This window comes from Bacillus sp. B-jedd, assembly GCF_000821085.1.
Taxonomy (GTDB): Bacteria; Bacillota; Bacilli; order Bacillales; family Cytobacillaceae; genus Bacillus_D.
Genome location: NZ_CCXR01000001.1, coordinates 2,362,153 through 2,387,229, shown reverse-complemented (window position 1 = coordinate 2,387,229; position 25,077 = coordinate 2,362,153). Strand labels below are relative to the sequence as shown.

Below are 25,077 nucleotides of genomic sequence, written 5' to 3'. Positions count from 1 at the left end.
ACGAAGCCTATTAATGGAAGTTTCACATGAAGTTAGTTCAGGTAGATGCTTCGCCTCGCGGAAAGCATGTCCCCGGAGTGGAAATCAACAATCAAGGATAACAAAGCATTCTTTTTAAGATGAAAATGGATTCCAGAAAATTTTCATTCTAATCAATGGGAATTGAATGAATTTTCGTTTAAAATATATGGAGATTATTAATGATAGGGGATTCCATTTCATGATTCAGGCAAAAAGGCAGCAAGACTCTATGAAAAATGTAAAAGGGGTATTATCTGCACTGCATCGTTTTTTTGAAGAAAAGGGAGAATCTGGCCTGGCTGAAAAAGTGAAACAGCTTGGGCGGAAATACAGCTCGGGAGAAAAGGTCATCGCCTTCTGCGGCCACTTCTCGGCTGGGAAATCATCTATAATAAATACCCTGGCCGGGGAAGATATTCTTCCTTCAAGCCCAATCCCGACTAGCGCCAATCTGGTCAGGGTTAAATCGGGTGAAGAATATGCCAAAGTCTATTTCAAAAAAGATATTCCATGGCTTTATTTGCCGCCTTATGATTACAGCATTGTGAAAACCCATTGCCTTGACGGTGATGAAATTACAGAAATTGAAATCAGCAGGGAGCGCACCCACCTTCCTGAAAAAACCGTCATCCTGGATACTCCGGGAATCGATTCGGTTGATGATGCCCATCGGATTTCAACCGAGTCCGCCATTCATCTTGCTGATTTGGTTTTTTACGTTATGGACTATAATCATGTCCAATCAGGGGTCAATTTCCTGTTTACAAAAGATTTGCAGGATGCCGGAAAAGAAGTTTATTTGATCGTAAATCAAATCGATAAGCACCAGGAAGCCGAGCTAAGTTTTACAAGCTTTAAGGAGAGTGTAGCTTCTTCCTTCCGTTCATGGGGAGTAGAGCCTGCCGGCATTTTTTATACAACCCTTAAACATCCGGAACACCCGGAAAACCAATATCCCGAACTGGAAGCCTTCATCCGTACAAAGGGAGCGGACAGTAGCGGACTGGAAGCCTCGGTCATGGCTGCGGCTGAAAAGCTGGCTGATGATTTTTTACAAAAAGAAATAGAGGACCAGGCGGAAGAAAGAGGTACATTGACACAACTGCTTTCAGAAGGGCTCCCGGCTGGTAAAGTGCCAATCTCAGAGAGGATTTCCTTATTGGAGGACACTTTGAGTGAAAAAGCCCAAAGTGAGGAAACGGCTGGCAAGGAGTTGGATCAGGAAGTATCGAGGATCTTGCAGAATGCCTATTTAATGCCGTTTGAAACCCGCGAGCTGGCAAAAGGCTATCTGGAATCTGTCCAACCGGGTTTCAAGGTAGGATTCATTTTTTCTAGCGGAAAAACAAACGCTGAAAAACAGGCAAGGAAAGAAGCCTTTCTTAAAGATGTCAGCGAGAAAACGAAACAGCAGGCAGAATGGCATTTAAGGGAACTTTTATTGAATACACTCAAAGAGCGGCAAATCACAGACAGCGGGCTTCTATCTTTAGCTGGCGGCTTTCAGATACCTATCGATGACGCGCTAATTGAAAAGCCTGTCAAAAAGGGCGCCCTTTTATCTGGCGATTATGTCCTTACTTATACAGATGAATTGGTTTCCGAAATCAAAATGGCTGCCAGGAAAAACATTAATGAATTCAAAAAAGCTTATTTGAATTTCGTTGGGAAGATGACGGAAGAGGATATATTTAAGCATGAACATGAACTTGCCAAATTTAATGAATATCTAGAAGCTGAGCAGAAACTCGGCACTCTTAAAGAGATAATTGAATTAGACAGACATGAACTTTCGTTGATTTTGCAAGGGGAAAGCCTTGGAGGAGAAACAACTGAGCGGCTTTTCAGCAAGGAAGAGGAAGCCGTTAGAGTAATAAGAGATGCTCTGTCAAACAAAAATGAATCCTTGGAAGTAAAGGAAGCACAGAAAGATTTGCTTGTTGAAGCGGTCACAGAGATAGAGCCGGGCCGAATCAGGGCGGATGTTCCCGATCGGCTCAGAAAAGCTGCGCAAATTGTTTCAGGCCTGCCGGGTTTCAATCACCTCGCCGCTGAACTGGTGGAAAGAGCAGGAAAGCTGGAAAACAGGTCGTATACTGTCGCTCTCTTCGGCGCATTCAGTGCGGGTAAATCTTCGTTCGCAAATGCGTTGATTGGCAAAAAGGTGCTCCCTGTCTCCCCGAATCCGACTACCGCATCGATTTGCAGAATCAAGCCTGTCGATAGCCAGCATCATCATGGGGCTGTCATGGTGAAGATGAAAGACCCATCCAGCCTGCTTGCTGATGTGAATCAGGCTCTCAAAAGTTTCACGGATGAAGTAGGGACCCTGGAAACTGCTTTGGCTAAGATAAATGAACTTGAAAAATTGCCTTTTACCGGCGATACAGCCGAGAAGGCAAATTTATCCTTCCTAAATGCTTTCAAGATGGGATTTGCCCATGAAAACGAGCATTTAGGAAAATTGTTAGAGGCGGATTTTGACCAGTTCAGCGAATTTGTCGCAAAGGAAGAAAAATCGTGCTTTGCGGAATGGATTGACTTATATTACGATTGCCCGCTGACAAGAAAGGGAATCACACTTGTCGACACTCCTGGTGCGGATTCAATTAACGCCAGGCATACCGGGGTCGCTTTCAATTATATTAAAAATGCGGATGCCATCCTGTTTGTGACCTACTATAATCATGCCTTTTCGAGGGCCGACCGGGAGTTCCTCATCCAGCTTGGCAGGGTAAAGGAAGTCTTCGAACTTGATAAAATGTTTTTTATCATCAACGCCATTGACCTGGCCAAGGATGAAACTGAGAAAGAACTGGTCATATCATATGTGAGGGAGCAACTGGAGCAGTATGGCATCAGGAATCCGTCACTTAACACGGTTTCAAGTCTGAATGGTATAAGGGAAAAAGAAGGTCATGTTAATTTGGATTCTGGCATTCCGGGATTTGAAGACACATTTTACAGGTTCATTTCGGAAGGACTGGCAAAACTGGCCATTTCTTCAGCCGAAGAGGAGCTTGTCCGTGTTACCCGCCTGTTGGCCAGCCTCGTCCGGTCGGCAACGGAGGATAAGTCGAAAGCTGCCGAAAATATCAGCGTTCTGAAAAATACCGATGCCAGAATGAAGGCTTTCCTCTACTCGCAGTCGCCGGCCCAGCTTAAAAAGCGAGTGTGCCAGGAAGCGGAAGAGCTTATCCATTATTGCAAGCAAAGGGTTTTCCTGAGGTTTAATGACTTTTTCAAGGAGTCGTTTAATCCCTCTGTATTAAACGGGCAAAGCGGCTATTTGAAAAAGGCACTTGGCATGGCGTTGGAGGATTTGCTGGGAAGCCTTGGACATGATTTGGCGCAGGAAATGCGAGCGACAAGTTTAAGAATCGAAAAGTTTGCCTCCGCTTCGGTGAAGGGATACAGTTCAGGACTTGAAAGGGAATTGGCGGAAATATGTGAGGGCCTTACGTTCGGTGAAACAGAGTTACCGGAAGCGGAGGGAATCGAGTTTCCAGCTGCCCTTGCCAATACAGACAGAAGCTTGTTCTCTAAGCCGCTTTCCCTGTTCAAAAATCCAAAGGACTTTTTTGAGAAAAACGGAAAGAAGGCCATGCAGGAACAGTTGCAGAACGTTTTGAGCAGCGAGGCTGATGCATACCTTAAATACCAGGCAGAAAGACTTTCGCTTTACGGAAGCGGGTTTGTCGAAAAGGCGTTTTCTGTTGTCATTGAAAACAAGGGCCAACAGGCGGAGGATTATGTATCCGGATTGCTTGAGATTTATGGCGGCGGACTTGATGTCGAGGATCTTAAGAAAAGACTAGAGGAAGCCAAACAGCTTTCGAAATAACCCACTATTTCACCTGTTATTATGTTATAATAGATTCAGTGAACAATAGTGAAAGGCGCGTAACAGCGCCTTTTTTCATGGAGGATCGACTATGCAAACTAAAAGTAATGAATCACTTATGCTGATAGATGGGATGGCCCTTTTGTTCAGGGCTTTTTATGCTACCGCGGTCACCGGACAATTTATGATTAACTCTAAGGGTATGCCCACGAACGCGGTTCATGGCTTCCTTAAACATATGCTGGCAGCTGTTTCTGAGTTTTCACCGACGCATGTCGCTGTCTGTTGGGATATGGGAAGCAAAACCTTTCGGACGGAGATGTTTGATGGTTACAAGGCGAACAGAGGCGAAGCACCTGTCGAACTGATTCCTCAATTTGAACTTGCAAAAGAAGCCACAGCAGCTTTCGGCATCCCTAATATTGGACTCGCGGGTTATGAAGCAGATGATTGCATCGGAACGATTGCCATTGAGGCAAGCCGCCATTTGCCAGTATCGATTTTGACTGGGGACAGGGATATCCTGCAACTACTTGATGAGCAGGTCTCGGTTATTTTGCTTAAAAAAGGATATGGGAACTACCAGGTCCATACGCCTGAGACCTTTTACGAGGAATGCGGTTTGATTCCCCGCCAAATGATCGATTTAAAGGCGCTGATGGGTGACCCGAGTGATAACTATCCCGGGGTGAAGGGAATTGGTGAAAAGACAGCTCTGAAGCTTTTACTTGAACACGGGCATATCGAGGGGATATTGGCGAATCTTGATAAGCTTTCGAAGTCCCACCGGACAAAAATTGAACAGGATTTAGAGATGCTCCATCTATCACGAAAACTTGCTGAAATCCATTGTGAAGTTCCGGTCGAGTGCCATATACCTTCAGCGCTCTTTTCACCCGACAGGGGAATGGTTGAGAATGTTTTGAATGATATGGGGTTGAGAGGTATCTCCCGCCTGATCCCCTACCAGTCCGAGCCAGTTTTTGAATGAAATTTAGGATGCCCGTTTCCTTCGAAAAGGAAGCGGGCGTTTTCATTGCAATTATCTTTTGGTGTTACTTTTTTTAGCCTTCTCTTCCAGCTTACTTTTTGGATCCGGTGTTCTTGAGGCATCCTGCCCAAATCCCTGCGGATTGACTCCTGGGGCTTTTGTCCCCCTGTTTCCGTCATTTTTGCTCACTTTAGCCACCTCCTGTTTTCTTAGTATCTCCATAGGGAATAATAAAAAACGATTGATAATTTAGGTGATGAGGTGAAGGAAATGAACAAAGGCGTCATTGTATCCTTATTGAGCATAGGGCTCGCGCAGGGCTTGAAAATACCGATCCATTATGCGCAGAAAAAAGAGTGGAGGCCTGATTTATTCTTTCAGACCGGGGGCATGCCTAGCTCCCATTCGGCCGGGGTTTCCTCGCTGACTACATTCATTGCTTTGAAGAGGGGCATACCCACAGTCGATTTTGCTCTGTCGCTCGTTTACGGGCTAATTGTCATGTATGATGCGCAAGGAATCAGAAGGCAGACTGGGGAACTCACATTGAAAGTGAATTCGCTGGACGAACTGATCGATAAAATTCACCATGAAGATTCCACAGTGGAATTTAAAGAAAAAACACCGACAAAATTAAAGGAAATGCTCGGGCATAAACCGGGGGAAGTGCTGGGTGGAGCTATGCTGGGACTTTTGACGGGTTATATTGGCCATCTTTTGACAAAAAACGATAGAAAAATGTCTGATTTTACATTACACTATAAATAGAGATGTAACTTGTAAAATCAGGAAGGTTGGTCATACAGGTGCAGACGGTAGATTTATACCTGCAGCATTTGCAGGCAAAAGGCTTTCAATTTCAGGAAGATGCCATTGGGTTCATCTATTTCGGCAAGCATTATACGAATGCTTCCGATGAACTGGCAATCGCCGCGATTGAACTCACATTAAAGGCCCAGAGAGGTTTCGAAGGGAGCTTTTATGTTTCCTTGCTCGAGACACTCGTTTCCAATAACATCAAGACAAGGAAGGCCGCATTTCAATATGTGCAGGAGAAGGAACTCCTGTCATTATAAAGTGGTCAGCATATGAAAAGCCGGGAGCGGTTAAGCACCCGGTTTTTTCAGCGTCCCATTCTGGATGAACACGGTGTTGATTCAGTTAAATAACATGGCCAAAATGATATCTGTTCTGTGAAAAAAATTACTCTTCCCGTGTTTCCTCCACCGCATTTTTCCTGATTGCCAGCCTGGCTAATTCATCGGCGACTTTATTTTCGCTGCTGGGAATCCATTTCATGAAAAACAAATCCAATTGCGCTGAAAGTTTAAGCGCACGCTCAAGGAGCGGGGCGTAGCCCTTGTTCCTGGCAAACTCTTTTTCGACCGCTCTGTCTACAAGCTCTGAATCCGTCCGGAAAGAAACCGTGCCATATCCCTTTTCAATACATATTTCAAGTGCCTTAATGAGCGCATGAAATTCCGCTTCATGGTTAGACATATTGCCGAGCGGGATTGAAAACTTCTTGGCGGAACCATTCCCTTTTATAAAAATGCCCGCACCGCTTGGGCCAGGATTCCCCGCGCTTGCCCCATCAATGTATACTTCAATCACGAAACATTCCTCCAGCGCCTGATATATGCTGATATTATCATAACTCAAACATGGGCAGTTTAAAATTAACTGCATTTGTGTTTATCTGCGGAACAAATGTGTATCATGAAAAGAATAGGACTTTTTTAATTATGGCTCAGTTAAAAGTGCGTGTGCAGTTTCGATGAAGTTGATTGGAACGGAGGGGACTGACTCCTGCGGGATGCAGCGGCACGTGGAGACCCTACAGGCGTCTAGGACGCCGAGGAGGCTCCATAAAGAATGCTCCTGCGCCACAGACTATTCGGGGAAGCGAACCTTCAGCTCGTCGCAAAGCTGCACGAAGCGAATTCATGGATGTTTCTCATGAAGTTGGTTCAGGTGGATGCTTCGCCCCGCGGAAAGCATGTCCCCGGAGTGGAAATCAACAATCAAGGAGACCAGAGCCTTATTTACACATGGAGGACATAAATTATGAAGTATAAACTTGAATGGGTTTTTAAAGTAAAAGGAAATGAGAATGTCCGATTTTCTTCAGATTGGCTTGAAGGTGAACACGCCCTTTTGACAGCCGGTGAACTTGAAAAAACCGGCAAAGCAATCGATTTTTCCTTCGAGGATGAAATAGGGACCGAATGGACTTATAAAGAAATGAAACGCCTGCTTGAGGAAACGGAAGAGGAGCCGCATGATGCCATCATTTATTTTGATGGCGGCTTCAAAAAGGAAACGAATGAGGCAGGCCTTGGGGTCGTCCTGTTTTTTAAACAGGGCAAGAAAAAATTCAGGGTCCGGGCCAATGAACGGATCGGTGAAATGGAAACAAATAACGAGGCGGAATATGCCGCCCTTTATTTTGCAGCAAATTTACTTGAAGAGTATGGGATTGCCAATATGCCATGCGAAATCAGGGGCGACTCACAAGGTGTTTTGAAACAACTGGAGGGAGAGTGGCCATGCTATGAAGAAGTATTGAACAAATGGCTGGACAGAATTGAGAAAAAGCTCGAAAGTAATGGCATTAAGGCGGTATGCAAAGTCATAACCAGGAATGAAAATAAAGAAGCAGATAAACTCGCTACCCAGGCATTGGATGGGAAAAAAGTATTGGCGAAAACGCAGATGCTTTAGGAAGGGGCCGTCGAATGGAAAAAGAGGCAATTGACAGAAAACAGCTTTTACACGAAATAAACTGCCTTATTTCCGGGTATTGTGAAGGCTGTCTTTTGCAAAAACATCATGCGGATGAATCCGGCAAACGGAAATCACACAAATTTTGCATTAGCAAATGCACGGTTGGCGGCCAAATCAAGGAACTTGGCAGCCGTTTGACCGGAAAGCGGAAAACGGAAAAATAAAAAGGCTGGCAAGCTGCCAGCCTGAAAAGTCGTGTCTACGTTTAGTTATTAAAGTTTTACAACGTTTGCAGCCTGTGGACCGCGGTTTCCTTCTACGATTTCAAAAGAAACTTCCTGTCCTTCTTCAAGCGATTTGAAGCCATCGCCCTGGATAGCAGAAAAATGGACGAATACGTCTTCTCCGCCTTCAACTTCGATGAATCCATAACCTTTTTCGTTGTTGAACCATTTTACTTTGCCGTTTTGCATTATACCTTTTCCTCCTAAAACCTTGCAGGCACATGTCTGTACCCCAGTTGAATATTATCATGAGCAGCTGAAGCAGGTGTTTCCTGAATTAGTCTGAACCATGATGGCTTTACTATACACGAAAAACACAGGGCAGTCAAGGAATGAAAGCGCTTTTACTGGAAGATTTACCAGCGCTCAAAGTTGGGAAAATTGAATAATTGCCTAATCATAAATCCACTCTTTCAGCAATATTCTTTCTAATAAATCTCCATAAAAAGGGTGAGCGTATGTACAGGCTGGCAAAGGGGAAAGAGGAAATCATTTTGCGCTTTTCAAAAAAAGTACCGTATAAAATGGAAGATCGGGAAGAAATCTGCAGGCTGCTAATGAGCGGGAAAATAAATTTTGACAGGATGACTACTATAGATTCCATTGTATTATTTCATACTGAACTGGGCGCCATCTTTGTCCAAATAGATCGCCATCCTTCCCTCATCCTGACTGTCACAGCCTCTGTACCGAAAGAGCGCTGGTATAACATGAGTGCCCTTTGAAATACAGATGGTGGAAAGGAATAAGAGGTTTTTGCCAAAAATACACAGACGCATCATAAATTGAGAGAATCCTGTTCCTGATGTAAAATAGTGTCGTGTCCACATTTAGGAATGGTGGTTAATTTTATGAAAAAAGTCATTATTGCCGAAAAGCCATCGGTAGCGAAAAATATAGCCGATGCGTTGAAGATTAAAGGAAAGCAGGATGGCTACTACGAAGGGCAGGATTATCTCATTACTTGGGCATTCGGCCATTTGCTTCAACTTTACGATGCGAAGGATTACGACACCAAAATGTCTAAATGGAAAATGGATAACTTCCCATTCATACCAGAGCAGTTTAAATATAAGGTAAAAAGCGATCCGAAAAACAGGGAAAAAGACGATTTAGGCGCCAAAAAACAATTGAAGACAATCTATAGCCTTTTGAAAAGGAAGGACGTAAATGGAATCGTTTCGGCCTGCGACTTTGACCGTGAAGGTCAGCTGATTGGCGATAGTATCATTTATAACAGCAAAACAGACAAACCGGTTTACCGGCTTTTGCTGAATGAGTGGACTCCAGCTGAAGTCTTGAAAGGCCTTGAGGCAATGAAGCCGAACTCTGAATTAAAGCCGCTGCTCGATGCCGGGATCAGCAGACAGTGGGCTGATTGGACGATTGGCATCAATCTTACCTCCGCGGCGACGCTGAAGTACCAAAAAGGGTCTGGGAAAGCACTGAATATTGGGAGAGTATTGCTTCCGACGTTAAAAATCATCTATGACAGAGATAAAGAGATTGAAAACTTTGTTCCCGAAAACTATTTTAAGCTTACCGCTTTATTCCAAACCGAAGGAAAAGAGGAGTATGAAGGCACTTATCAGTTAGGGGAAAAAGAAAAATTCGAAAATAAAACCGACCTGGAAAAAATCGAGGCCGCCATTACCGGACACAGGGGACTGGTCACAGATAAAAAAACAGAAAAGAAGCGGGAACTGCCGCCTTTTTTATTCAACCTTTCCAATCTACAAGGATATATAACTTCTAAATATAAGGGCTGGACTTCCGATAAAGTGTTGAAAACGGCACAGTCCTTATATGAGAAAAAGTATATTACGTACCCGAGAACAGCGAGTTCCGTCCTGGAAGAATCACTTGCAGGAAAAGCTGCAAAGGTATTGGAGCTGCTTTCGGCTAATCTGTCCTATAAAGATGAAGTAAAATTTATAAAATCAAAGCGGGTATTCGATTCCTCGAAAGTAGAAAGCCACAGCGCCATTATTCCAACCTACGTGCTTCCAAAATCTCTCACAGCCGACGAATCAATCATTTACAATGCGATAAAAAACCGTTTTATCATGCAGTTCATGCCGGCGGCCGAATATGAAGAAACGAGAATCACGACTTCCATCCCGGAGTCCGGGATCAACGGAGTGTTTAGTACCAAAGGAAAAATCCAGCTTGCGGAGGGATGGAAAAAGGTTGAGAGCATTGAATCCAAGGACACCATCCTGCCGAATGTCCAACTTGGTGAACAAGTTAACATAAGCAAAACGGAATTAACCTCGCATACGACTAAGCCTCCCAAGCCCCACACTGAAAAAACGCTTTTGAGGGTTATGGAAACATGCGGGAAGGGCAAGGACAATGAAGAGAGCGAGGAAATGATGGCAGCCATCCTTTCAGGCTACAGTATCGGAACTCCGGCCACAAGGGCGGAAACGATAAAAAAACTGAAGGATATCGGCTATATCGAAGCGCAAAATAAAAATCTGGTTTGTACAAGCCTTGGCAGAAATCTCGTTGAAAGCTTTCCGATCAGGGAGCTTTTCGATCTAGAGTTTACCGGCCGGCTCGAAAAAACGCTTTCCGATATAGAAAAGAAGAAGGTTGGCAAGGATGAATTTTTGCCAATGATCTTTGAATTCACCTCTTCATCCGTCGAGAAGATAAAGGCTGCAAAAGCAGAAATTCTTCAGGAAGTATCACGGACTAGGAAGACTGCGGAAGTCCTGGGAAAATGCCCTTCATGCGGAGGAAGTATCATTGAAGGGCAAAAAGGGTTCGGGTGCAGCAATTGGAAGAGCGGCTGTAAGTTCGTCATTTGGAAAAATGACAAATTCCTTGCCGCCCTCAAAAAGAAACCGACCCCAACGATGGTTAAAAGCCTTTTGAAAAATGGCAGGGCCAATGTGAAAGGGCTGACGAGCAAAAAAGGGACAAAGTTCAATGCCATCCTCCGATATGTTAAAGAGGAAGGAAAAGATTATTATTCCTGGAAGATGGAATTTGATAACAAGCCAAAAAGAACTGCGGCAAAAAAATAATTTGAGAAGGCGGAAGCTGTCATTTCGATGGTTTCCGCCATATTTTTAAAGAAAGGTGAATTTAGGATAAAAATCACTCCTTTCTTCGCAGGGATTTGTTACAATAGAGTGGCAGTTGCCACAATTCTAACAGTGAATGCGGGGGATTTTTTTGGAGAAAATCAAGCACAAGTCGGATATTGAAATTGCACAAGAAGCGAAAATGCAGCCAATTACAGACATAGCTGCCAAAGTCGGACTTTCAGAGGACGACCTTGAATTGTATGGAAAGTACAAGGCGAAGCTTTCAACTGAAGCATTGAACAGATTGAAGGAAAAGCAGCCTGGTAAGATCATTCTTGTAACCGCTATCAATCCAACTCCGGCCGGGGAAGGGAAGTCGACAGTGACTGTCGGGCTCGGGGATGCATTCAACCGGATTGGAAAAAAAGCGATGATTGCGATGCGGGAGCCGTCACTTGGCCCGACGATGGGCATTAAGGGAGGAGCCGCTGGGGGAGGTTATGCCCAGGTTCTCCCGATGGAAGACATTAACCTCCATTTTACAGGAGACCTCCATGCGATCACTACTGCCAATAACGCTCTTGCGGCACTAATTGATAATCACCTCCAACAGGGGAACGAATTGCGGATTGACCAAAGGAGAATTGTTTGGAAGCGTGCGGTTGATTTGAATGACCGTGCTTTAAGAAAAGTGATTATCGGACTTGGCGGTCCAATCCAGGGAGTGCCGCGCGAGGATGGATTTGATATCACAGTCGCTTCCGAAATCATGGCGGTGCTTTGTCTGGCGACTGATATGGCAGATTTGAAAAAGAGGCTGGCCAGGATGGTCGTTGCCTATAATGATAAAAAAGAACCAGTCACTGCGGGAGATTTAGGCGTGGAAGGAGCACTGGCACTCATTCTTAAGGATGCGGTCAGACCGAACCTCGTCCAGACAATTGAACACACACCAGCCATGATCCATGGCGGCCCATTCGCGAACATCGCCCATGGCTGCAACTCTGTCATTGCAACGACTACTGCTACCAAGCTGGCTGACTATGTAGTTACAGAAGCAGGGTTCGGCGCGGATCTAGGAGCGGAGAAGTTTTTGCACATCAAGTCGCGCAGCGCTGGCATCCGCCCGGAAGCAGTCGTCATTGTCGCGACAATCAGGGCGCTGAAAATGCATGGAGGTGTGCCGAAAGCCGAACTTGGAAAAGAGAATGTCTCCGCCCTCACGCTCGGCGTGGCAAATCTTAAAAAGCATATCGAAACAATCAAGGAATTCGGTCTTCCGGCTGTTGTCGCCATCAACCGTTTTGTTACCGACTCGGAAGCTGAGGTTAAAGCGCTGATGGAGTGGTGCGAACAGGAAAACGTCCCAGCCGCTCTTACGGAAGTATGGGAAAAAGGCGGGGAAGGCGGAGTTGAGCTTGCCCGGAAGGTATTGGAAGCCATCGAGCGGGGAGAAAACAACTATCAGCCTCTTTATGACCTTTCCGAGCCTCTTGATGAAAAGGTAAGGACAATCGTTCGAAAAGTTTACGGAGGCTCAGATGTTGAATTTTCCTCAAAAGCCCGGAAGCAGCTTGAGGACTTCGAGCGATTAGGATGGTCCAATCTCCCGGTCTGCATGGCTAAGACACAATATTCCTTATCGGATAATCCGGCACTCGTTGGAAAACCAACCGGATTCACTGTGACGGTCCGCGAGTTCAAACCATCGATAGGAGCAGGATTCATCGTGGCCCTGACAGGTGATGTCATGACCATGCCAGGATTGCCGAAGAAGCCTGCCGCCCTTAATATGAATGTCGATGAAAACGGCAATGCGGTTGGATTGTTCTAAAGAAATAAGATAATGATAGTGAACGGGGAGGCTCCTGGACAAGAGCCTCCTTTCATATTACAGCCCCAGGAGCGGGCATAAAAGGAGGAGCGCAATTGTTCGATCCAACCGCATTTGATAATATGAAAGTCATTATTGAAGGGGCTTTTTATGACCTGGATGAAGCGGGGAAACTTATGATCATGGACAGGAAGGACATCATGGACCTCGCCACGCTTTCCCGCCAGTTTTCCATCTCTTTTTATCTCCCGGAATGTCCGGGAATAGAAGCGGAACTCAGGCTCATGGCAAGTCTTGAAAACCTCGCTTCTGAACTTTTGCAGGGAAGTACCCCGGATGTAAAGCCAGGGTGCGAGCTCATTCTGTTTTTTCGTGCCGTCCACAGAGATTCGTTTGCCATTTATGAGGGCATCCAGGAGTACACAGAATCCAAATGGGGACCGGAACGGAATATTTTGCAAACGGCCTGCTGGAACCCGTTAACTGGACACGAGACAGTGATGAATGAAATTGCCGTCGATTTCAACCGGATTGTAACAGAAGCCCAGCTTGAAGAACTGAAGGAAATCCCTGATTATATGGTTGAATCAATGATCGGCTTATATTCATTGTTGGGAGAAACATGGAACGAATAGGAGGAGTGGCCAAATGTCTGTTTTCAATTTTAATGCCAATCTGATCGATGGCAAAGAAGTCCCTTTGTCCCATTTTGAAGGGCAAGTTTTATTAATTGTCAACACAGCGAGCAAATGCGGTTTTACTCCCCAGTATGCCGGTCTGGAGGAGCTCTATCAGCAATACAACGGTAGGGGATTCACCATTTTGGGATTCCCTTGCAATCAATTTGGCGGCCAGGAGCCGGGCAGCGAGGAAGACATCCGGTCATTTTGCTCGATAAACTATGGAGTATCATTCCCGATGTTTGAAAAGGTCGATGTTAATGGAGAAAAGGCACATCCTCTATTCAGCTATTTGACTGGAGAACTCCCTGGTATATTAGGCAGCAAAAGCATTAAATGGAATTTCACAAAATTTCTCATCGGCCGGGATGGAAAACCGCTAAAAAGATTCGCCCCGCAAGATAAACCAGCGGATTTGGCAAAAGAGATAGGGAAATTACTCTGAAAACTGTGACAATTCTAAATACAGATATTATAATAACAATGCATACATAAATAGACATATAGAAATTTGTTGCTTTCACTTGCAAAGGGGGAATTTTTTTTGAAAAAAACGGCTTGGGTAACAGATAGCACCGCCTATCTGGATGAGGAATTAAGAAATCATCCGGACTTGTACACAATTCCATTATCAGTCATCCTTGATGGGCATGAATATGCGGATGGCATCGACTTGACCGCTGAGGAACTTTATGCAAAATTAAAGGAACTAAAAACTCCGCCAAAAACTTCTCAGCCATCTGTAGGCGCATTTCAGCAGCTCTATGAAAAATTGGCAGAAGACTATGATCAGGTCATTTCTGTCCTTTTGTCTTCCAAATTGAGTGGTACTGTCTCGTCAAGCGAGCAGGCTGCCCAGCTCGTCAGTATACCAGTAACGACTATTGACTCAAAAGTGTTGGCCTTTCCCTTGTCGGCATTGTTGAAAAAAGGCATAGCCTTGGAACGCGCAGGGAAAGATGTTGAGGAAATACGGGAGGAACTAGAACGTCAACGCGGCGAAAATGAAACATACGTCCTGATCGGCAGCCTGGAACAGCTGCATAGAAGCGGCCGAATGGGCGGGCTGCAATTTTTCCTCGGAAGCATGCTCAGCATAACGCCAATTGTTTCAATTGAAAATGGCGGGTTGGAAACAAAAGAAAAAGTAAGAAATACGAAGAAAGCGAAGGAAAAGATTGAGGGATATATGAAAGCTTCTTATGAAAAATACGGATTTAAGGAAGTTTATCTCCTGTATGGCCTTCATGAAGAAGCGGCGCTTGCCTGGCAAAAGGAACTGGAACCGAAATTTCCGTCTCTCACGTTCCGCCGCTGTCCGCTTGGCGCGACAATCGGTGTCCATGCCGGTGAAAACACGCTGGGAATCAGCTGGTACCACAAGATTGACTAAAAGTGCCTCTTTGGCACTTTTTTTTATCCAGTATAAGGCTAGTGCTTTTGTGGTCCGAAAGATACACGGCTATGTTCCTTTCATGGTAAAATAGCTAGATGAAGGGGAGTGCGGTAGTGGAACGGATAATTAGTAAAGTTGAACATTTTGTAAAGGCCCAAATGGGCGAAGATGCCACCGGCCATGACTGGCACCATGTCAATCGAGTCAGAAATAACGCTCTTTACATAGCAGGCAAAGAAGGCGCTGGCGATAAATATATCATCGAAATGGCCGCGTTGCTTCATGATATCCCGGATGAAAAACTGAATGAATCAGCGGAAGCAGGACGCAATAAACTGGATGCCTTTATGGACACGTTGGGCATTAATGAAACAAATAAACAAAAAATCAATGACATCGTTTATTCCATATCCTTCAAGGGCGGACAGGCTTCCGGCCTTCCATCCATTGAAGCCGAAATAGTCCAGGATGCAGACCGCCTTGATGCCATTGGGGCGATTGGAATCGCAAGAGCTTTTGCCTTTGGCGGCAAAAAGGGGCAGCCCATATACGAACCAGAATTTGCAATCAGGGAGCAAATGACGCTTGAGGAGTACAGGAGCGGGAAGTCTTCAAGCATAAACCATTTTTATGAAAAGCTCCTTAAATTGAAGGAAATGATGAACACCGAAACAGCAAGGCGAATGGCCGAGGATAGACAGCAGTTTATGGAGGCCTATCTGGAACAGTTTTATAGAGAGTGGGATTGCAAAAAATGAAAATGCTGACAGTTGAGAATCTCACAAAAACTTACGGTGAGAAAAAATTGTTTGATCAAATTACTTTTACTATTGGAGAAAAAGAGAAAATTGGATTGATCGGCATTAACGGGACCGGAAAATCTTCTTTGTTAAAAATTATTTCGGGCAAGGATGAGGCGGATTCCGGCGAGATTGTATCTCCAAAGGATTACAGGATTGCCTACCTTGATCAGAATCCGGAATTGGATCCCGGACTGACTGTGCTTGACCAGGTCTTCCATGGGGATGCGCCTGTCGTCAGGGTAATGAGGCAATACGAAAAATGCCTGGCTAAGCTTGAGAACCAACCGGAAAATCAGGAAATCCTCGATGAACTGTTCCAATTGCAAAAAGAAATGGATGCTGTGGACGGCTGGGATGCAAGCACGAATGCAAAAACGATTTTGTCCAAGCTTGGAATTGAAGGGTTCGGCAGAAAGACCGGCGAGCTGTCAGGCGGCCAAAAAAAGAGGGTTGCTCTGGCGGGCGTGCTGATTGAGGCGCCAGATCTGTTGATTCTCGATGAACCGACAAACCATCTCGACTTTGCCTCCGTCAAATGGCTCGAAGATTATTTGAAGAACTATAATGGGTCAGTTTTGCTCGTTACACATGACCGGTATTTTCTCGACCGGGTCACGAACAGGATTTTTGAACTCGATGGCGGAAAATTGTATGCGTACAAAGGCAATTATGCGAGTTTTCTGGAAGCGAAGGCCATCAGGGAAGAAAATGACGCGGCGACCCTCGATAAACAAAAAAATCTGTTCAGGCGGGAATTGGAATGGATCCGCCGCGGGGCAAAAGCCCGGACAACAAAGCAAAAAGCAAGGATTGACCGTTTTGACAAACTGCAGGAACAAGTATCCGAAACAAGGACAAATGAAAAAGTGGATATTTCTCTAAGCGGCAGCAGGCTGGGCAAACAGGTTTTTGAGATGAAGGAAGCTAGGAAATCTTTTGGGGAGACAGTCATTCTTGACCGCTTCAACCTTCTTGTCAAACCCGGTGACCGTATTGGCATCATCGGCATGAACGGGACGGGAAAAACGACTCTGCTGAACATTTTGGCAAAAAAGATACCATTGGACAGCGGCGAATATTTGATGGGGCAAACAGTGAAAATAGGCTACTATACTCAGGAAAGTGAAGATATGGATGAAAACCAGCGGATGATTGAATATATCAAGGAAACCGCGCAGGTTATTGATACGACCGACGGGAAAACCATATCCGCTTCACAAATGCTAGAGCGCTTCCTATTTCTTCCCGCCACGCATGGAACCCCGATCCGAAAGCTATCCGGCGGTGAAAAACGCAGGCTATATCTGCTGAAAATCCTGATGGAAGCACCGAATGTCCTTCTATTGGATGAGCCGACGAATGATTTGGATACACAAACGCTGACAGTGCTGGAGGATTATCTCGACGACTTTCCAGGTGTTGTCATAACCGTATCCCATGATCGTTATTTCCTTGATAAAGTAGCCGACCAGCTGCTGATTTTGCAAGGTGGAGGGAAAACAAGCACCTTTTACGGTAATTATTCTGAATATATGGAGAAAGAAAATACCATCGCCGCACCGGTATTAAAGCCTGCTCCGGAAAGCCAGCCCTCCAGGATGAGGGAAAAAAAGAAAAGGTTGTCCTACCATGAACAAAAGGAATGGGAAACGATTGATGACAATATCGCCAAGGTAGAAAAAAGGCTTGAAGAAATTCCCGCTGAAATGGCTGCAGCCGGAAGCGATTTTGAGGCTGCCCATAACCTGATGAAAGAAGAAGCAGAGTTAAACGAAGAACTTGAACGGCTAATCGAGCGATGGTCTTATCTTTCGGAACTGGCGGAAGGGTGAATCAGTTTCCTTTCGAGACGTTTTAAGAATGGCCGAATAGATTTTCCTGACCTAGGCAATTCATAGATTATGAAATGGCAAGTACGATATGTTACAGTAAAAGTGAGGTGAGAATAGTGAAAATAGTGTCTATTGAACCAACACCAAGCCCGAATACAATGAAAATTAACCTCGATCAGGAACTGCCAATGGGTAAGAGCCATAACTATAAAAAAGAACAGCAGGAAGGCGCCCCTTCCGTTATCCGGACGGTACTTGCTATTGAAGGAATAAAAGGCGTTTACCATGTTGCTGACTTTATTGCCGTTGAACGAAACGCCAAGTATGACTGGAAAGACCTGTTGGCGAAAGTAAGGGAAGCATTTGGAGAGGAACCTGGAGGAAGCGATACTGGTTCCGCAGTTGTGGCAGGTTTCGGTGAAATTCAGGTACAGGTGCAAATGTTCAAGGAAATTCCGCTTCAGGTGAAATTGTTGGATGGAAATGAAGAAAGGCGTTTTGGAATGACCGAAAATTTCCTTGAAGCTAGGGAAAAAGCCCAATTGGAAGGCGAAAATTACATTTTGCTGAGAAAATGGCAGGATTTCGGCGTAAGGTATGGGGATTTTGACCAAATTGGCAAGGAAGTCGTCGAAGAACTGACTGCCGCTTATCCGCAATCAAGGCTCGAAGATCTTGTCAAGGCTGCCCGGGAGAGCGGAGTGAATACACCTATGCGCCAGGCAAGGAAACGCCATAAAATCACCGAAGAGGATTTGGAGAATCCCGATTGGCGGGTACGCTACCAAAAGCTTGAACAGATGCCTGATCCGGAGGTTGAAGATTTGCCACTCCTTGAAAAAGCGCTGCACGATGAAAAGCCGTCCATTAGAAGGCTTGCAACCGTTTATTTGGGCATGATTGAGAATAAGGCTGTTTTGCCTATTCTTTACCAGGCATTGAAGGATAAAACTGTTACGGTTAGAAGGACGGCCGGTGACTGCATGTCCGACCTTGGCTTCCCGGAAGCCGGGCCAGCCATGGCGGAAGCATTAAAGGATCCGAGCAAGCTCGTTCGCTGGCGCGCAGCCATGTTTCTTTATGAAGTCGGGGATGAATCAGCACTACCGGCTTTAAAGGAAGCAGCAAATGATCCCGAATTTGAGGTCGCGATGCAAGTACAGATGGCAATCGCAAGAATCGAAGGCGGGGAAGAAGCAAAAGGCTCGGTATGGAAACAAATGACCGAAGCAAGGAAAGCAAGTCTTTGACAATATAAAAAAGCTCAGTTAATTGGCAATGAGTTGATTGGAACGGAGGGACCGACTCCGGCGGGATGCAGGGGTTCCACGTTCCTCCCCGCGCGGCGCTGAGTCCCCGGAGTGGAAATCAACAAACAAGGATAACAAAAACATATAAACATAAATAATATTAAGATAACGGAGTGATTGATATGTCAATGGCATACGAGGAATATATGAGGCAGATGGTACAGCCCATGCGTGACGAACTGACTAATGCCGGATTTACGGAGCTAAAGACTTCTGATGAAGTTGATGAATTCATGAAAGAAGCAAAAGGGACAGCACTGGTAGTCGTGAATTCTGTATGTGGCTGCGCGGCCGGCCTGGCTCGCCCCGCTGTCACCCAATCCGTTTTGAACAGTGACAACAAGCCGGACCATCTAGTCACAGTCTTTGCCGGGCAGGACAAGGAGGCAACTGCTAAAATGCGTGAGTATTTCGGCGGTATCGAACCATCCTCGCCATCTGTAGCCCTTTTAAAGGATGGAGAAGTCGTCCACTTTATTCCTAGGCACGATATCGAAGGCAACACGATGGAAGGCATTATGGAAAACATCACATCAGCATTTGAGGCTAATTGTTAAAAGGATGCCAGCCGGCGTCCTTTTTTGACCGAGAGGAAAGGTAATATGTTTGTTACGACAGCAGGTAGGGTGAATGAGAAGATGATTCATCAAGCAACCAGCATTTCCGCTGAACTTGGGATTCCTTACATACAGAGAAGAAAGAAATCAATTCTTCGATTGCAAGAAGAGGCCGACAGCGGCTGCATTGTCGCAGGCAATGAAAGATTGAACCTGTTCGCAAAAGGAGAGCATGACCCATTCTTTTTTCACCCGTCTTCTGCCATGTTCCGGGTAAAACGGCTTCTTAACGGAGGGAAGGACCCTTTGATTGAAGCAGCGGATTTAAAAGCGGGCGAATCATTCCTAGATTGCACGCTTGGCCTCGCATCCGATTCGATTGTCGCAAGCTGTGTCACCGGAGATTCTGGAACAGTCTTGGGGTTGGAAGGCAATCAATACGTTTCCTACATCGTCAGGAATGGCCTTCAAAGCTGGGAATCAGGACTTGGGCAGTTGGATGAATCAATGAGAAGGGTGAACGTGCATCATAGCAAGGCGCTGCCTTTTTTAAAAGCACAGGCGGATAATTCATGGGATTGCGTTTATTTCGACCCGATGTTTGAGGAAGGGATTGAAGAATCCGAGGGAATCAAATCGCTGAGGCACTTTGCCCTTCACGGCGGAATTGGCGGCGATGAATTTAACGAAGCTCTTAGGGTAGCAAGACGAAGAGTAGTCCTGAAAGATCACTATAAAAGCGACCGGTTTGATTTGTACGGATTTAAAAGGACGGTTAGAAAAACGGCGAAATTCCATTTTGGCTATATAGAAAAAAACTAAAAGCCGGCACTATGGCCGGCTTCCGCTATTTTCTAATCCCAAATGGCCAAATAAATAAAGTAGCCCAGCATCATCAGGCAACCCGCAGCAATCACCCATTCCATCTTCCACACCCCTGTCTTTTAGTTTCTAAGCTATACATTCTATTATCCATAAAAAAAACTTTAAAACAACATTACCCACTTTTGGCAAAAAAGAAGTATAATAGAAAAAAGATAGACAATTCGTAAAAAAGGGGCTGGGGTAATGAAAAAGTGGATCAGGAAATCATTTGTTGTAATGGTTTCTTTGCTGACATTTGGTCTAATCACGCCTGCCCAGCCGGGATTCCTTGACCGGATTAAGGCGGAAAATGACTCTTCTGAACGCGGAACGTTCAATGCCAATGACTCTCTTTCCGCAGCTACGAAATCAGAAGCACTGCCTGACAGGGACACGATGATTGAAAACATGGTCAAGCTCGCCAAAGACCGGTCATATGAAAAGTTTGGGACAAAAATCAAGCCGGTAATTGAAAACGAGTTCGAACAAATTATTCTGCCTAAAATTGAAAGTGCGATTACCGAAACAGCCATGCAGTTTCCTGACGAGGATCTGGCCGCTCTAGCTATATCGGAACAGCCGGGCGGAGGTCGATCTGAGAAAATTTTCAACATCAAGGACAGCCGGACCGGAAAGCATATTATCCGCTTCCATGTCAGGCGCGACAATCCGCCGCAATCAGGTTATTGGTTCAATTTCCATTACCACACTTTCGATGACAATTTTACTAATCACCATGAACTTGGCAGTATTTACTGGGATAAAAATATGCCGCCCAAATGGATGGCCTAAATAGTTGAATGAGCAACCCGGCGCCCGCCGGGTTTTGTTTTGGGAAGCGAACAATTTCCTGAGGGTTTCTTTCAATGACATTATTTTTATGATAATTTTTCCAATAAACTCCTCGAGACCTAACAGCGTTGAAGTGCTATAATTCTTTTAGATTACAATTATATTGCAAACAGGGGAAAAGAGAATTGAAAAAACTCATTTATATTCTGCTGCCAATTGTCCTGTTTTTGTCTTTTTTAACTAGCACAAAAGCTGCCCCAGGCGGGGTGGCATTAAAAGATTATCAAAAGATTAATTCTATTGCTTCGATATCAGATAGCATTAGAAATGAAAGCCTTGTTGGGGATATTGTTTATTTACCAGACGAAAAGTTCAATACTGCGGAAGCTGCCGGTATCATCAACAGACTTGCCACTCTCCCAGCGCCTTTGCTTCAAAAAATTAACAAAGCAGGAGTATCAGTCAGGCTGTTTGAAGGAAAGCTGACAGATAATCCAAGCGCCAGGCACCTGAAAGGTGTGACGCCGCGCGGGTATAAGGGAGACTCTACCTGGGATGATGTTCCGGGGATTGGTGGGACGAATGTTGTCCTGGTCAAGATCGGCTCGAGTAGAAAAGGAAGCGGACATGGTTCCGTAAATCTGGAATTCCATGAACTCGCACACTCGATTGATAATCGGGTGTACGGCCACCTTACCAAAACGGAGTCTTTTAAGAAGGTATGGGAGAAAGAAAAGGATAAACTTTTTCCGGGCCAGGATTATTTCCTTTTGTATCCGGAAGAATACTTCGCTGAATCATTCGCTCTTTTTTATTTGGACAGGGAAACCAATGAATTTTTGCATGAAAAAGCACCACTCACATACAAAATGATCAAGGACCTGGACTAATCTATTTTTCCAGAGTCCTTTTTTTGATACAATAACGGAAAGATGGAGGGATACATAATGAAACAGTATTTAGAACTTTGCCGCCATGTCCTCGAAAACGGCACTGAAAAAGATGATAGAACTGGTACGGGGACTATCAGCACATTTGGTTACCAGATGCGGTTTGATTTAAACGAAGGGTTTCCCCTCGTTACGACGAAAAAACTTCATTTGAGATCGATTATCCATGAATTGCTATGGTTCCTTCAGGGGGACACCAATGTGAAATACCTTCAGGAAAACGGCGTCCGTATCTGGAATGAATGGGCAGATGAAAAGGGAGACCTTGGCCCCGTTTACGGCAAGCAATGGCGCTCCTGGGAGGGTGCAGACGGCACAACCGTTGACCAGATAAGCCAGCTGATCGACCAACTTAAGACAAACCCTGATTCCCGCAGGCTGATAGTCAACGCTTGGAATGCTGCGGAAATTGATAAAATGGCTCTCGCCCCTTGCCACTGTATGTTCCAGTTCTATGTTGCGGATGGTAAATTGTCATGCCAGCTTTACCAGCGTTCCGCGGATTTGTTCCTGGGGGTGCCATTCAATATAGCCTCATACGCGCTGCTTACTATGATGATTGCACAGGTTTGCGATTTGGAACTAGGTGATTTCGTCCATACGTTTGGCGATGTACATATTTATAAAAACCATATTGAACAAGTAAATGAGCAGCTCGGACGCGAGCCACGGAAGCTGCCTAAGATGGCGATCAATCCGGAAGTTAAAGATATCTACTCGTTTAAATTCGAAGATTTTGCCCTTGAAGGCTACGACCCGCACCCGCATATAAAGGGAGCTGTCAGTGTATGATTTCGTTTATTTGGGCAATGGATAAAAACAGAGTCATCGGGAAGGACAACCAGCTGCCATGGCATTTGCCTGAGGACCTGAAATTTTTCAAAAGGTCAACGATGGGTCATCCGGTCGCAATGGGGAGGAAAACCCATGAATCAATTGGCCGTCCCCTTCCAGGCAGGGAAAATATCATCATCACACGGAATGAACAATATGAAAGCGAAAACTGTACAGTGTTCCATTCTGCCGAAGAATTCGTGGACTTTTGCAAAAAAAAGGATAAAGAGGTCTTCGTCATCGGAGGAGCGGAAATTTTCATCCAATTGTTTCCTTATGCGGACAAGCTTTACCTTACTTTCATCAATGAGGAATTTGAAGGGGATACCTTTTTTCCGGAATTTGAATTGGACTGTTGGGAACTGGCTTCTATTGAAAAAGGAATCAGGGACGATAAAAACCCATACGATTATGAGTTCAGGATTTATGAGCGGAAAAATTAAGATATAAAACACAAAAACATCAGCGCGGGCTGATGTTTTTGCATGTTTGCTAGTTATTTTCCATTTGTTCATACTCTGTTAGCTTGCCCAGCATGTGCCTGAAAGCATCGGGTTTTAAAAATTCGTCTTCCTTCAGGTGGTCCCTGATCCAGGAAATCAGTTCAGAAGGGCTGTTAAAAAAGACTCCGCTCGTATCGCTTTTCCGGACCATATAGCGGCCGTTGTCGTCATCGATGGTGATTTCCACTGGCAGTACACACTCAAAGCTATCAAGTGAAAATTCCAAGCTGTCCACTCCCTTCCATATGATTTTTTTACGGCTTCAACTTGCTTCTTTTTAGTATATGTTATGACTCCTAATGAAATCAACTAAAAAGAAAATGAAATTTCAAAATATTATGAACGTTTATTGGCAGGTTTCACCGTTGACTATTGGAAAGGTTATTGTTAAATTTGTACATGCAGGGCAGCTGCCCGCATTTGTTGGATTCATTTGTGAAAGTTATATGTATTTTGGCCCGTTTTTATCCTTTAAGCTTTTTAAAGTACTATAATCATAGTAGATTCACATTACAGAAAGGGATGTTACCTTATGTTGAATAATATTGGCGTTCCCGGCTTAATCCTGATTCTTGTTCTTGCTCTCATCATTTTCGGACCGAAAAAGCTTCCGGAAATCGGCCGCGCATTCGGCCAGACGCTTCGTGAATTTAAGAAATCAACACGCGAACTGACAAGCGACGTTATGGAAGATTTCGAAGAAGAAAAGAAAAAAGCAGCAAAATAAGGTGTAAGATCCAAGTCTTGCACCTTTTTTCCTTAATGTTTCATTCATTTAAACGGGGGGTCACAGCCTTGCAGCTTGAAAGTGAAGCTTGGGTAGGGGCCCTTTTCTTATAACTTCACCCTCTGCGGCGAGAATCCATTCGGCCCGCAGAATTAACAACCTATTGGCAGGGAGAACAATATGGAAGATAAAGAATTGAATGTCGTTGACCATCTTGATGAACTTCGCAAAAGAATAATCATTTCCGGAATCGCGTTTGTCATCTTCTTCATCGTTGGCTTTTATTATGTTGAAGATATATATCACTGGTTTGTTCGTGACCTGGATGTAAAGCTGATCGTCCTCGGGCCAAGTGATATTGTCTGGGTGTATTTCACGCTGGCTTCCCTGATTGCGATTGCAGGGACCATCCCTATAGTGGCCATCCAGCTCTGGCTGTTTGTAAAACCGGCCTTAAAACCGATTGAACGGAGAATTTCTCTTTCCTATGTCCCGGCATTATTCATTTTGTTTATTGTTGGCCTGGCCTTCGGTTATTTCGTGATTTTCCCGAACGTCATGAAATTTCTCGTTAATTTGGGCGGCGACATGCTTGTCACCAACTTTACGGCCGAAAAATATTTCCGGTTCATCCTGCACATGACACTGCCATTCGGGGTTCTTTTTGAACTTCCGCCGGTTGTCATGTTCCTGACATCCTTGGGTATCCTGAACCCTTATGTGCTGACAAAGATCCGGAAATACGCCTACTTCGTTTTAATCATTATCGCGGTAGTCATTACCCCTCCAGACCCAATGTCCGATTTCCTGGTAAGTATACCGCTATTGCTTCTGTACGAAATATCAGTGAATCTGTCAAAAGTTGTATATAAGAAGAGAATGAAAAAACTTGCGGCAGAAGAAGAGTTAGCCGCGGAGTAATTTATCAAGCTGTTCCTAAAAATAGTCGCATGCGATGGCTATTTTAAGGACAGCTTTTTTTATTGTTAATAATCTTGTTTTCTTCAGAAGGTAAGCTTTAAGGTCATCTTGGAAACATACTGGTTTCTGCCTAGCCCAATCTCATAATTCCGAATAGGATTTCCCCAAA

General features: G+C 44.8%; 28 protein-coding genes. 24 read left to right on the top strand and 4 right to left on the bottom strand.

Features of this window, described 5'->3' with window-relative positions; translation table 11 throughout:
- Nucleotides 1-220: 220 nt before the first annotated feature.
- Entirely contained in the window at nucleotides 221-3,865 is a 3,645-nt protein-coding gene (locus BN1002_RS11760) for a dynamin family protein (protein ID WP_048825202.1), read from the top strand.
- Nucleotides 3,866-3,956: 91 nt separating this feature from the next.
- Nucleotides 3,957-4,856, top strand: coding sequence for a 5'-3' exonuclease (locus tag BN1002_RS11755; protein WP_048825201.1), 900 nt, complete (start codon nucleotides 3,957-3,959; stop codon nucleotides 4,854-4,856).
- Between the two features lie 51 nt (nucleotides 4,857-4,907).
- On the opposite strand, the gene sspL is transcribed toward BN1002_RS11755, so the two are convergent.
- The gene (gene sspL, locus BN1002_RS11750) at nucleotides 4,908-5,045 is read right to left on the bottom strand and encodes a small, acid-soluble spore protein L (RefSeq protein WP_048825200.1); all 138 of its coding nucleotides are present in this window, start codon (nucleotides 5,043-5,045) and stop codon (nucleotides 4,908-4,910) included.
- 81 nt (nucleotides 5,046-5,126) lie between these two features.
- On the opposite strand from sspL, the gene BN1002_RS11745 reads away from it, so the two are divergent.
- On the top strand, nucleotides 5,127-5,624 hold the full coding sequence (locus BN1002_RS11745; protein WP_048825199.1) for a divergent PAP2 family protein: 498 nt from the start codon (nucleotides 5,127-5,129) through the stop codon (nucleotides 5,622-5,624).
- 38 nt (nucleotides 5,625-5,662) lie between these two features.
- Entirely contained in the window at nucleotides 5,663-5,932 is a 270-nt protein-coding gene (locus BN1002_RS11740; protein WP_048825198.1) for a DUF6123 family protein, read from the top strand.
- A 127-nt stretch (nucleotides 5,933-6,059) separates the two neighbouring features.
- Here the strand turns inward: BN1002_RS11740 and BN1002_RS11735 are convergent, their stop codons facing one another.
- Nucleotides 6,060-6,470 (bottom strand): reverse transcriptase-like protein, encoded by a 411-nt coding sequence (locus BN1002_RS11735; protein ID WP_048825197.1) that lies wholly within the window; start codon nucleotides 6,468-6,470, stop codon nucleotides 6,060-6,062.
- 261 nt (nucleotides 6,471-6,731) lie between these two features.
- On the opposite strand from BN1002_RS11735, the gene BN1002_RS11730 reads away from it, so the two are divergent.
- Genes BN1002_RS11730 through BN1002_RS11720 form a run of 3 tightly spaced genes read left to right on the top strand, consistent with a single transcriptional unit; the run spans nucleotide 6,732 to nucleotide 7,807 of the window.
- A complete protein-coding gene (locus BN1002_RS11730; RefSeq protein WP_048825196.1) occupies nucleotides 6,732-6,920 on the top strand; it encodes a hypothetical protein in 189 nt (62 codons plus the stop codon).
- Between the two features lie 3 nt (nucleotides 6,921-6,923).
- A complete protein-coding gene (locus tag BN1002_RS11725; RefSeq protein WP_048825195.1) occupies nucleotides 6,924-7,580 on the top strand; it encodes a reverse transcriptase-like protein in 657 nt (218 codons plus the stop codon).
- Between the two features lie 14 nt (nucleotides 7,581-7,594).
- The gene (locus tag BN1002_RS11720; protein WP_231575027.1) at nucleotides 7,595-7,807 is read left to right on the top strand and encodes a zinc-finger domain-containing protein; all 213 of its coding nucleotides are present in this window, start codon (nucleotides 7,595-7,597) and stop codon (nucleotides 7,805-7,807) included.
- Between the two features lie 48 nt (nucleotides 7,808-7,855).
- Here the strand turns inward: BN1002_RS11720 and cspD are convergent, their stop codons facing one another.
- On the bottom strand, nucleotides 7,856-8,056 hold the full coding sequence (gene cspD, locus BN1002_RS11715; protein ID WP_043933662.1) for a cold-shock protein CspD: 201 nt from the start codon (nucleotides 8,054-8,056) through the stop codon (nucleotides 7,856-7,858).
- 200 nt (nucleotides 8,057-8,256) lie between these two features.
- Here cspD and BN1002_RS11710 point away from each other — a divergent pair, with 200 nt between their 5' ends.
- From BN1002_RS11710 to BN1002_RS11640, 15 genes are all read left to right on the top strand, one after another.
- Nucleotides 8,257-8,592: a hypothetical protein gene (locus tag BN1002_RS11710; RefSeq protein WP_148362768.1), complete on the top strand. Its 336-nt coding sequence runs from the start codon at nucleotides 8,257-8,259 to the stop codon at nucleotides 8,590-8,592.
- Between the two features lie 126 nt (nucleotides 8,593-8,718).
- A complete protein-coding gene (locus BN1002_RS11705) occupies nucleotides 8,719-10,902 on the top strand; it encodes a type IA DNA topoisomerase (RefSeq protein ID WP_048825193.1) in 2,184 nt (727 codons plus the stop codon).
- A gap of 160 nt (nucleotides 10,903-11,062) precedes the next feature.
- Nucleotides 11,063-12,739 carry a formate--tetrahydrofolate ligase gene (locus BN1002_RS11700; RefSeq protein ID WP_442853415.1) on the top strand — a complete coding sequence of 559 codons (1,677 nt, stop codon included), beginning with the start codon at nucleotides 11,063-11,065 and terminating at the stop codon, nucleotides 12,737-12,739.
- Nucleotides 12,740-12,834: 95 nt separating this feature from the next.
- Complete coding sequence (locus BN1002_RS11695; protein ID WP_048825191.1) at nucleotides 12,835-13,374, top strand: hypothetical protein; 540 nt, start codon at nucleotides 12,835-12,837, stop codon at nucleotides 13,372-13,374.
- 13 nt (nucleotides 13,375-13,387) lie between these two features.
- The gene (locus BN1002_RS11690; protein WP_048825190.1) at nucleotides 13,388-13,864 is read left to right on the top strand and encodes a glutathione peroxidase; all 477 of its coding nucleotides are present in this window, start codon (nucleotides 13,388-13,390) and stop codon (nucleotides 13,862-13,864) included.
- A gap of 99 nt (nucleotides 13,865-13,963) precedes the next feature.
- Complete coding sequence (locus tag BN1002_RS11685) at nucleotides 13,964-14,812, top strand: DegV family protein (RefSeq protein WP_048825189.1); 849 nt, start codon at nucleotides 13,964-13,966, stop codon at nucleotides 14,810-14,812.
- A gap of 98 nt (nucleotides 14,813-14,910) precedes the next feature.
- Nucleotides 14,911-15,573, top strand: a complete 663-nt coding sequence (locus BN1002_RS11680; RefSeq protein WP_048825188.1) for an HD domain-containing protein — start codon at nucleotides 14,911-14,913, stop codon at nucleotides 15,571-15,573.
- Entirely contained in the window at nucleotides 15,570-17,450 is a 1,881-nt protein-coding gene (locus BN1002_RS11675; protein ID WP_048827913.1) for an ABC-F family ATP-binding cassette domain-containing protein, read from the top strand. Before BN1002_RS11680 ends, BN1002_RS11675 begins: the two co-directional genes overlap by 4 nt.
- Nucleotides 17,451-17,566: 116 nt before the next feature.
- On the top strand, nucleotides 17,567-18,700 hold the full coding sequence (locus BN1002_RS11670; RefSeq protein ID WP_048825187.1) for a conserved virulence factor C family protein: 1,134 nt from the start codon (nucleotides 17,567-17,569) through the stop codon (nucleotides 18,698-18,700).
- 182 nt (nucleotides 18,701-18,882) lie between these two features.
- Nucleotides 18,883-19,317 (top strand): BrxA/BrxB family bacilliredoxin, encoded by a 435-nt coding sequence (locus BN1002_RS11665; protein WP_048825186.1) that lies wholly within the window; start codon nucleotides 18,883-18,885, stop codon nucleotides 19,315-19,317.
- A 45-nt stretch (nucleotides 19,318-19,362) separates the two neighbouring features.
- A complete protein-coding gene (locus BN1002_RS11660) occupies nucleotides 19,363-20,139 on the top strand; it encodes a class I SAM-dependent methyltransferase (protein ID WP_048825185.1) in 777 nt (258 codons plus the stop codon).
- Between the two features lie 246 nt (nucleotides 20,140-20,385).
- Nucleotides 20,386-20,973 (top strand): YpjP family protein, encoded by a 588-nt coding sequence (locus BN1002_RS11655; protein ID WP_048825184.1) that lies wholly within the window; start codon nucleotides 20,386-20,388, stop codon nucleotides 20,971-20,973.
- A 185-nt stretch (nucleotides 20,974-21,158) separates the two neighbouring features.
- On the top strand, nucleotides 21,159-21,863 hold the full coding sequence (locus BN1002_RS11650) for an anthrax toxin lethal factor-related metalloendopeptidase (RefSeq protein ID WP_048825183.1): 705 nt from the start codon (nucleotides 21,159-21,161) through the stop codon (nucleotides 21,861-21,863).
- A 57-nt stretch (nucleotides 21,864-21,920) separates the two neighbouring features.
- Nucleotides 21,921-22,715, top strand: coding sequence for a thymidylate synthase (locus BN1002_RS11645; protein ID WP_048825182.1), 795 nt, complete (start codon nucleotides 21,921-21,923; stop codon nucleotides 22,713-22,715).
- On the top strand, nucleotides 22,712-23,200 hold the full coding sequence (locus BN1002_RS11640; protein WP_048825181.1) for a dihydrofolate reductase: 489 nt from the start codon (nucleotides 22,712-22,714) through the stop codon (nucleotides 23,198-23,200). Before BN1002_RS11645 ends, BN1002_RS11640 begins: the two co-directional genes overlap by 4 nt.
- 49 nt (nucleotides 23,201-23,249) lie before the next feature.
- Here the strand turns inward: BN1002_RS11640 and BN1002_RS11635 are convergent, their stop codons facing one another.
- Nucleotides 23,250-23,486, bottom strand: coding sequence for a hypothetical protein (locus BN1002_RS11635; RefSeq protein WP_048825180.1), 237 nt, complete (start codon nucleotides 23,484-23,486; stop codon nucleotides 23,250-23,252).
- Between the two features lie 306 nt (nucleotides 23,487-23,792).
- Between BN1002_RS11635 and tatA the strand changes: the two genes are divergently transcribed.
- Together tatA and tatC are read left to right on the top strand one after the other, a co-directional pair.
- Nucleotides 23,793-23,987 carry a twin-arginine translocase TatA/TatE family subunit gene (tatA, locus tag BN1002_RS11630; RefSeq protein WP_048825179.1) on the top strand — a complete coding sequence of 65 codons (195 nt, stop codon included), beginning with the start codon at nucleotides 23,793-23,795 and terminating at the stop codon, nucleotides 23,985-23,987.
- A gap of 180 nt (nucleotides 23,988-24,167) precedes the next feature.
- Nucleotides 24,168-24,908, top strand: a complete 741-nt coding sequence (gene tatC / locus BN1002_RS11625) for a twin-arginine translocase subunit TatC (protein WP_048825178.1) — start codon at nucleotides 24,168-24,170, stop codon at nucleotides 24,906-24,908.
- Nucleotides 24,909-25,077 lie beyond the last annotated feature (169 nt).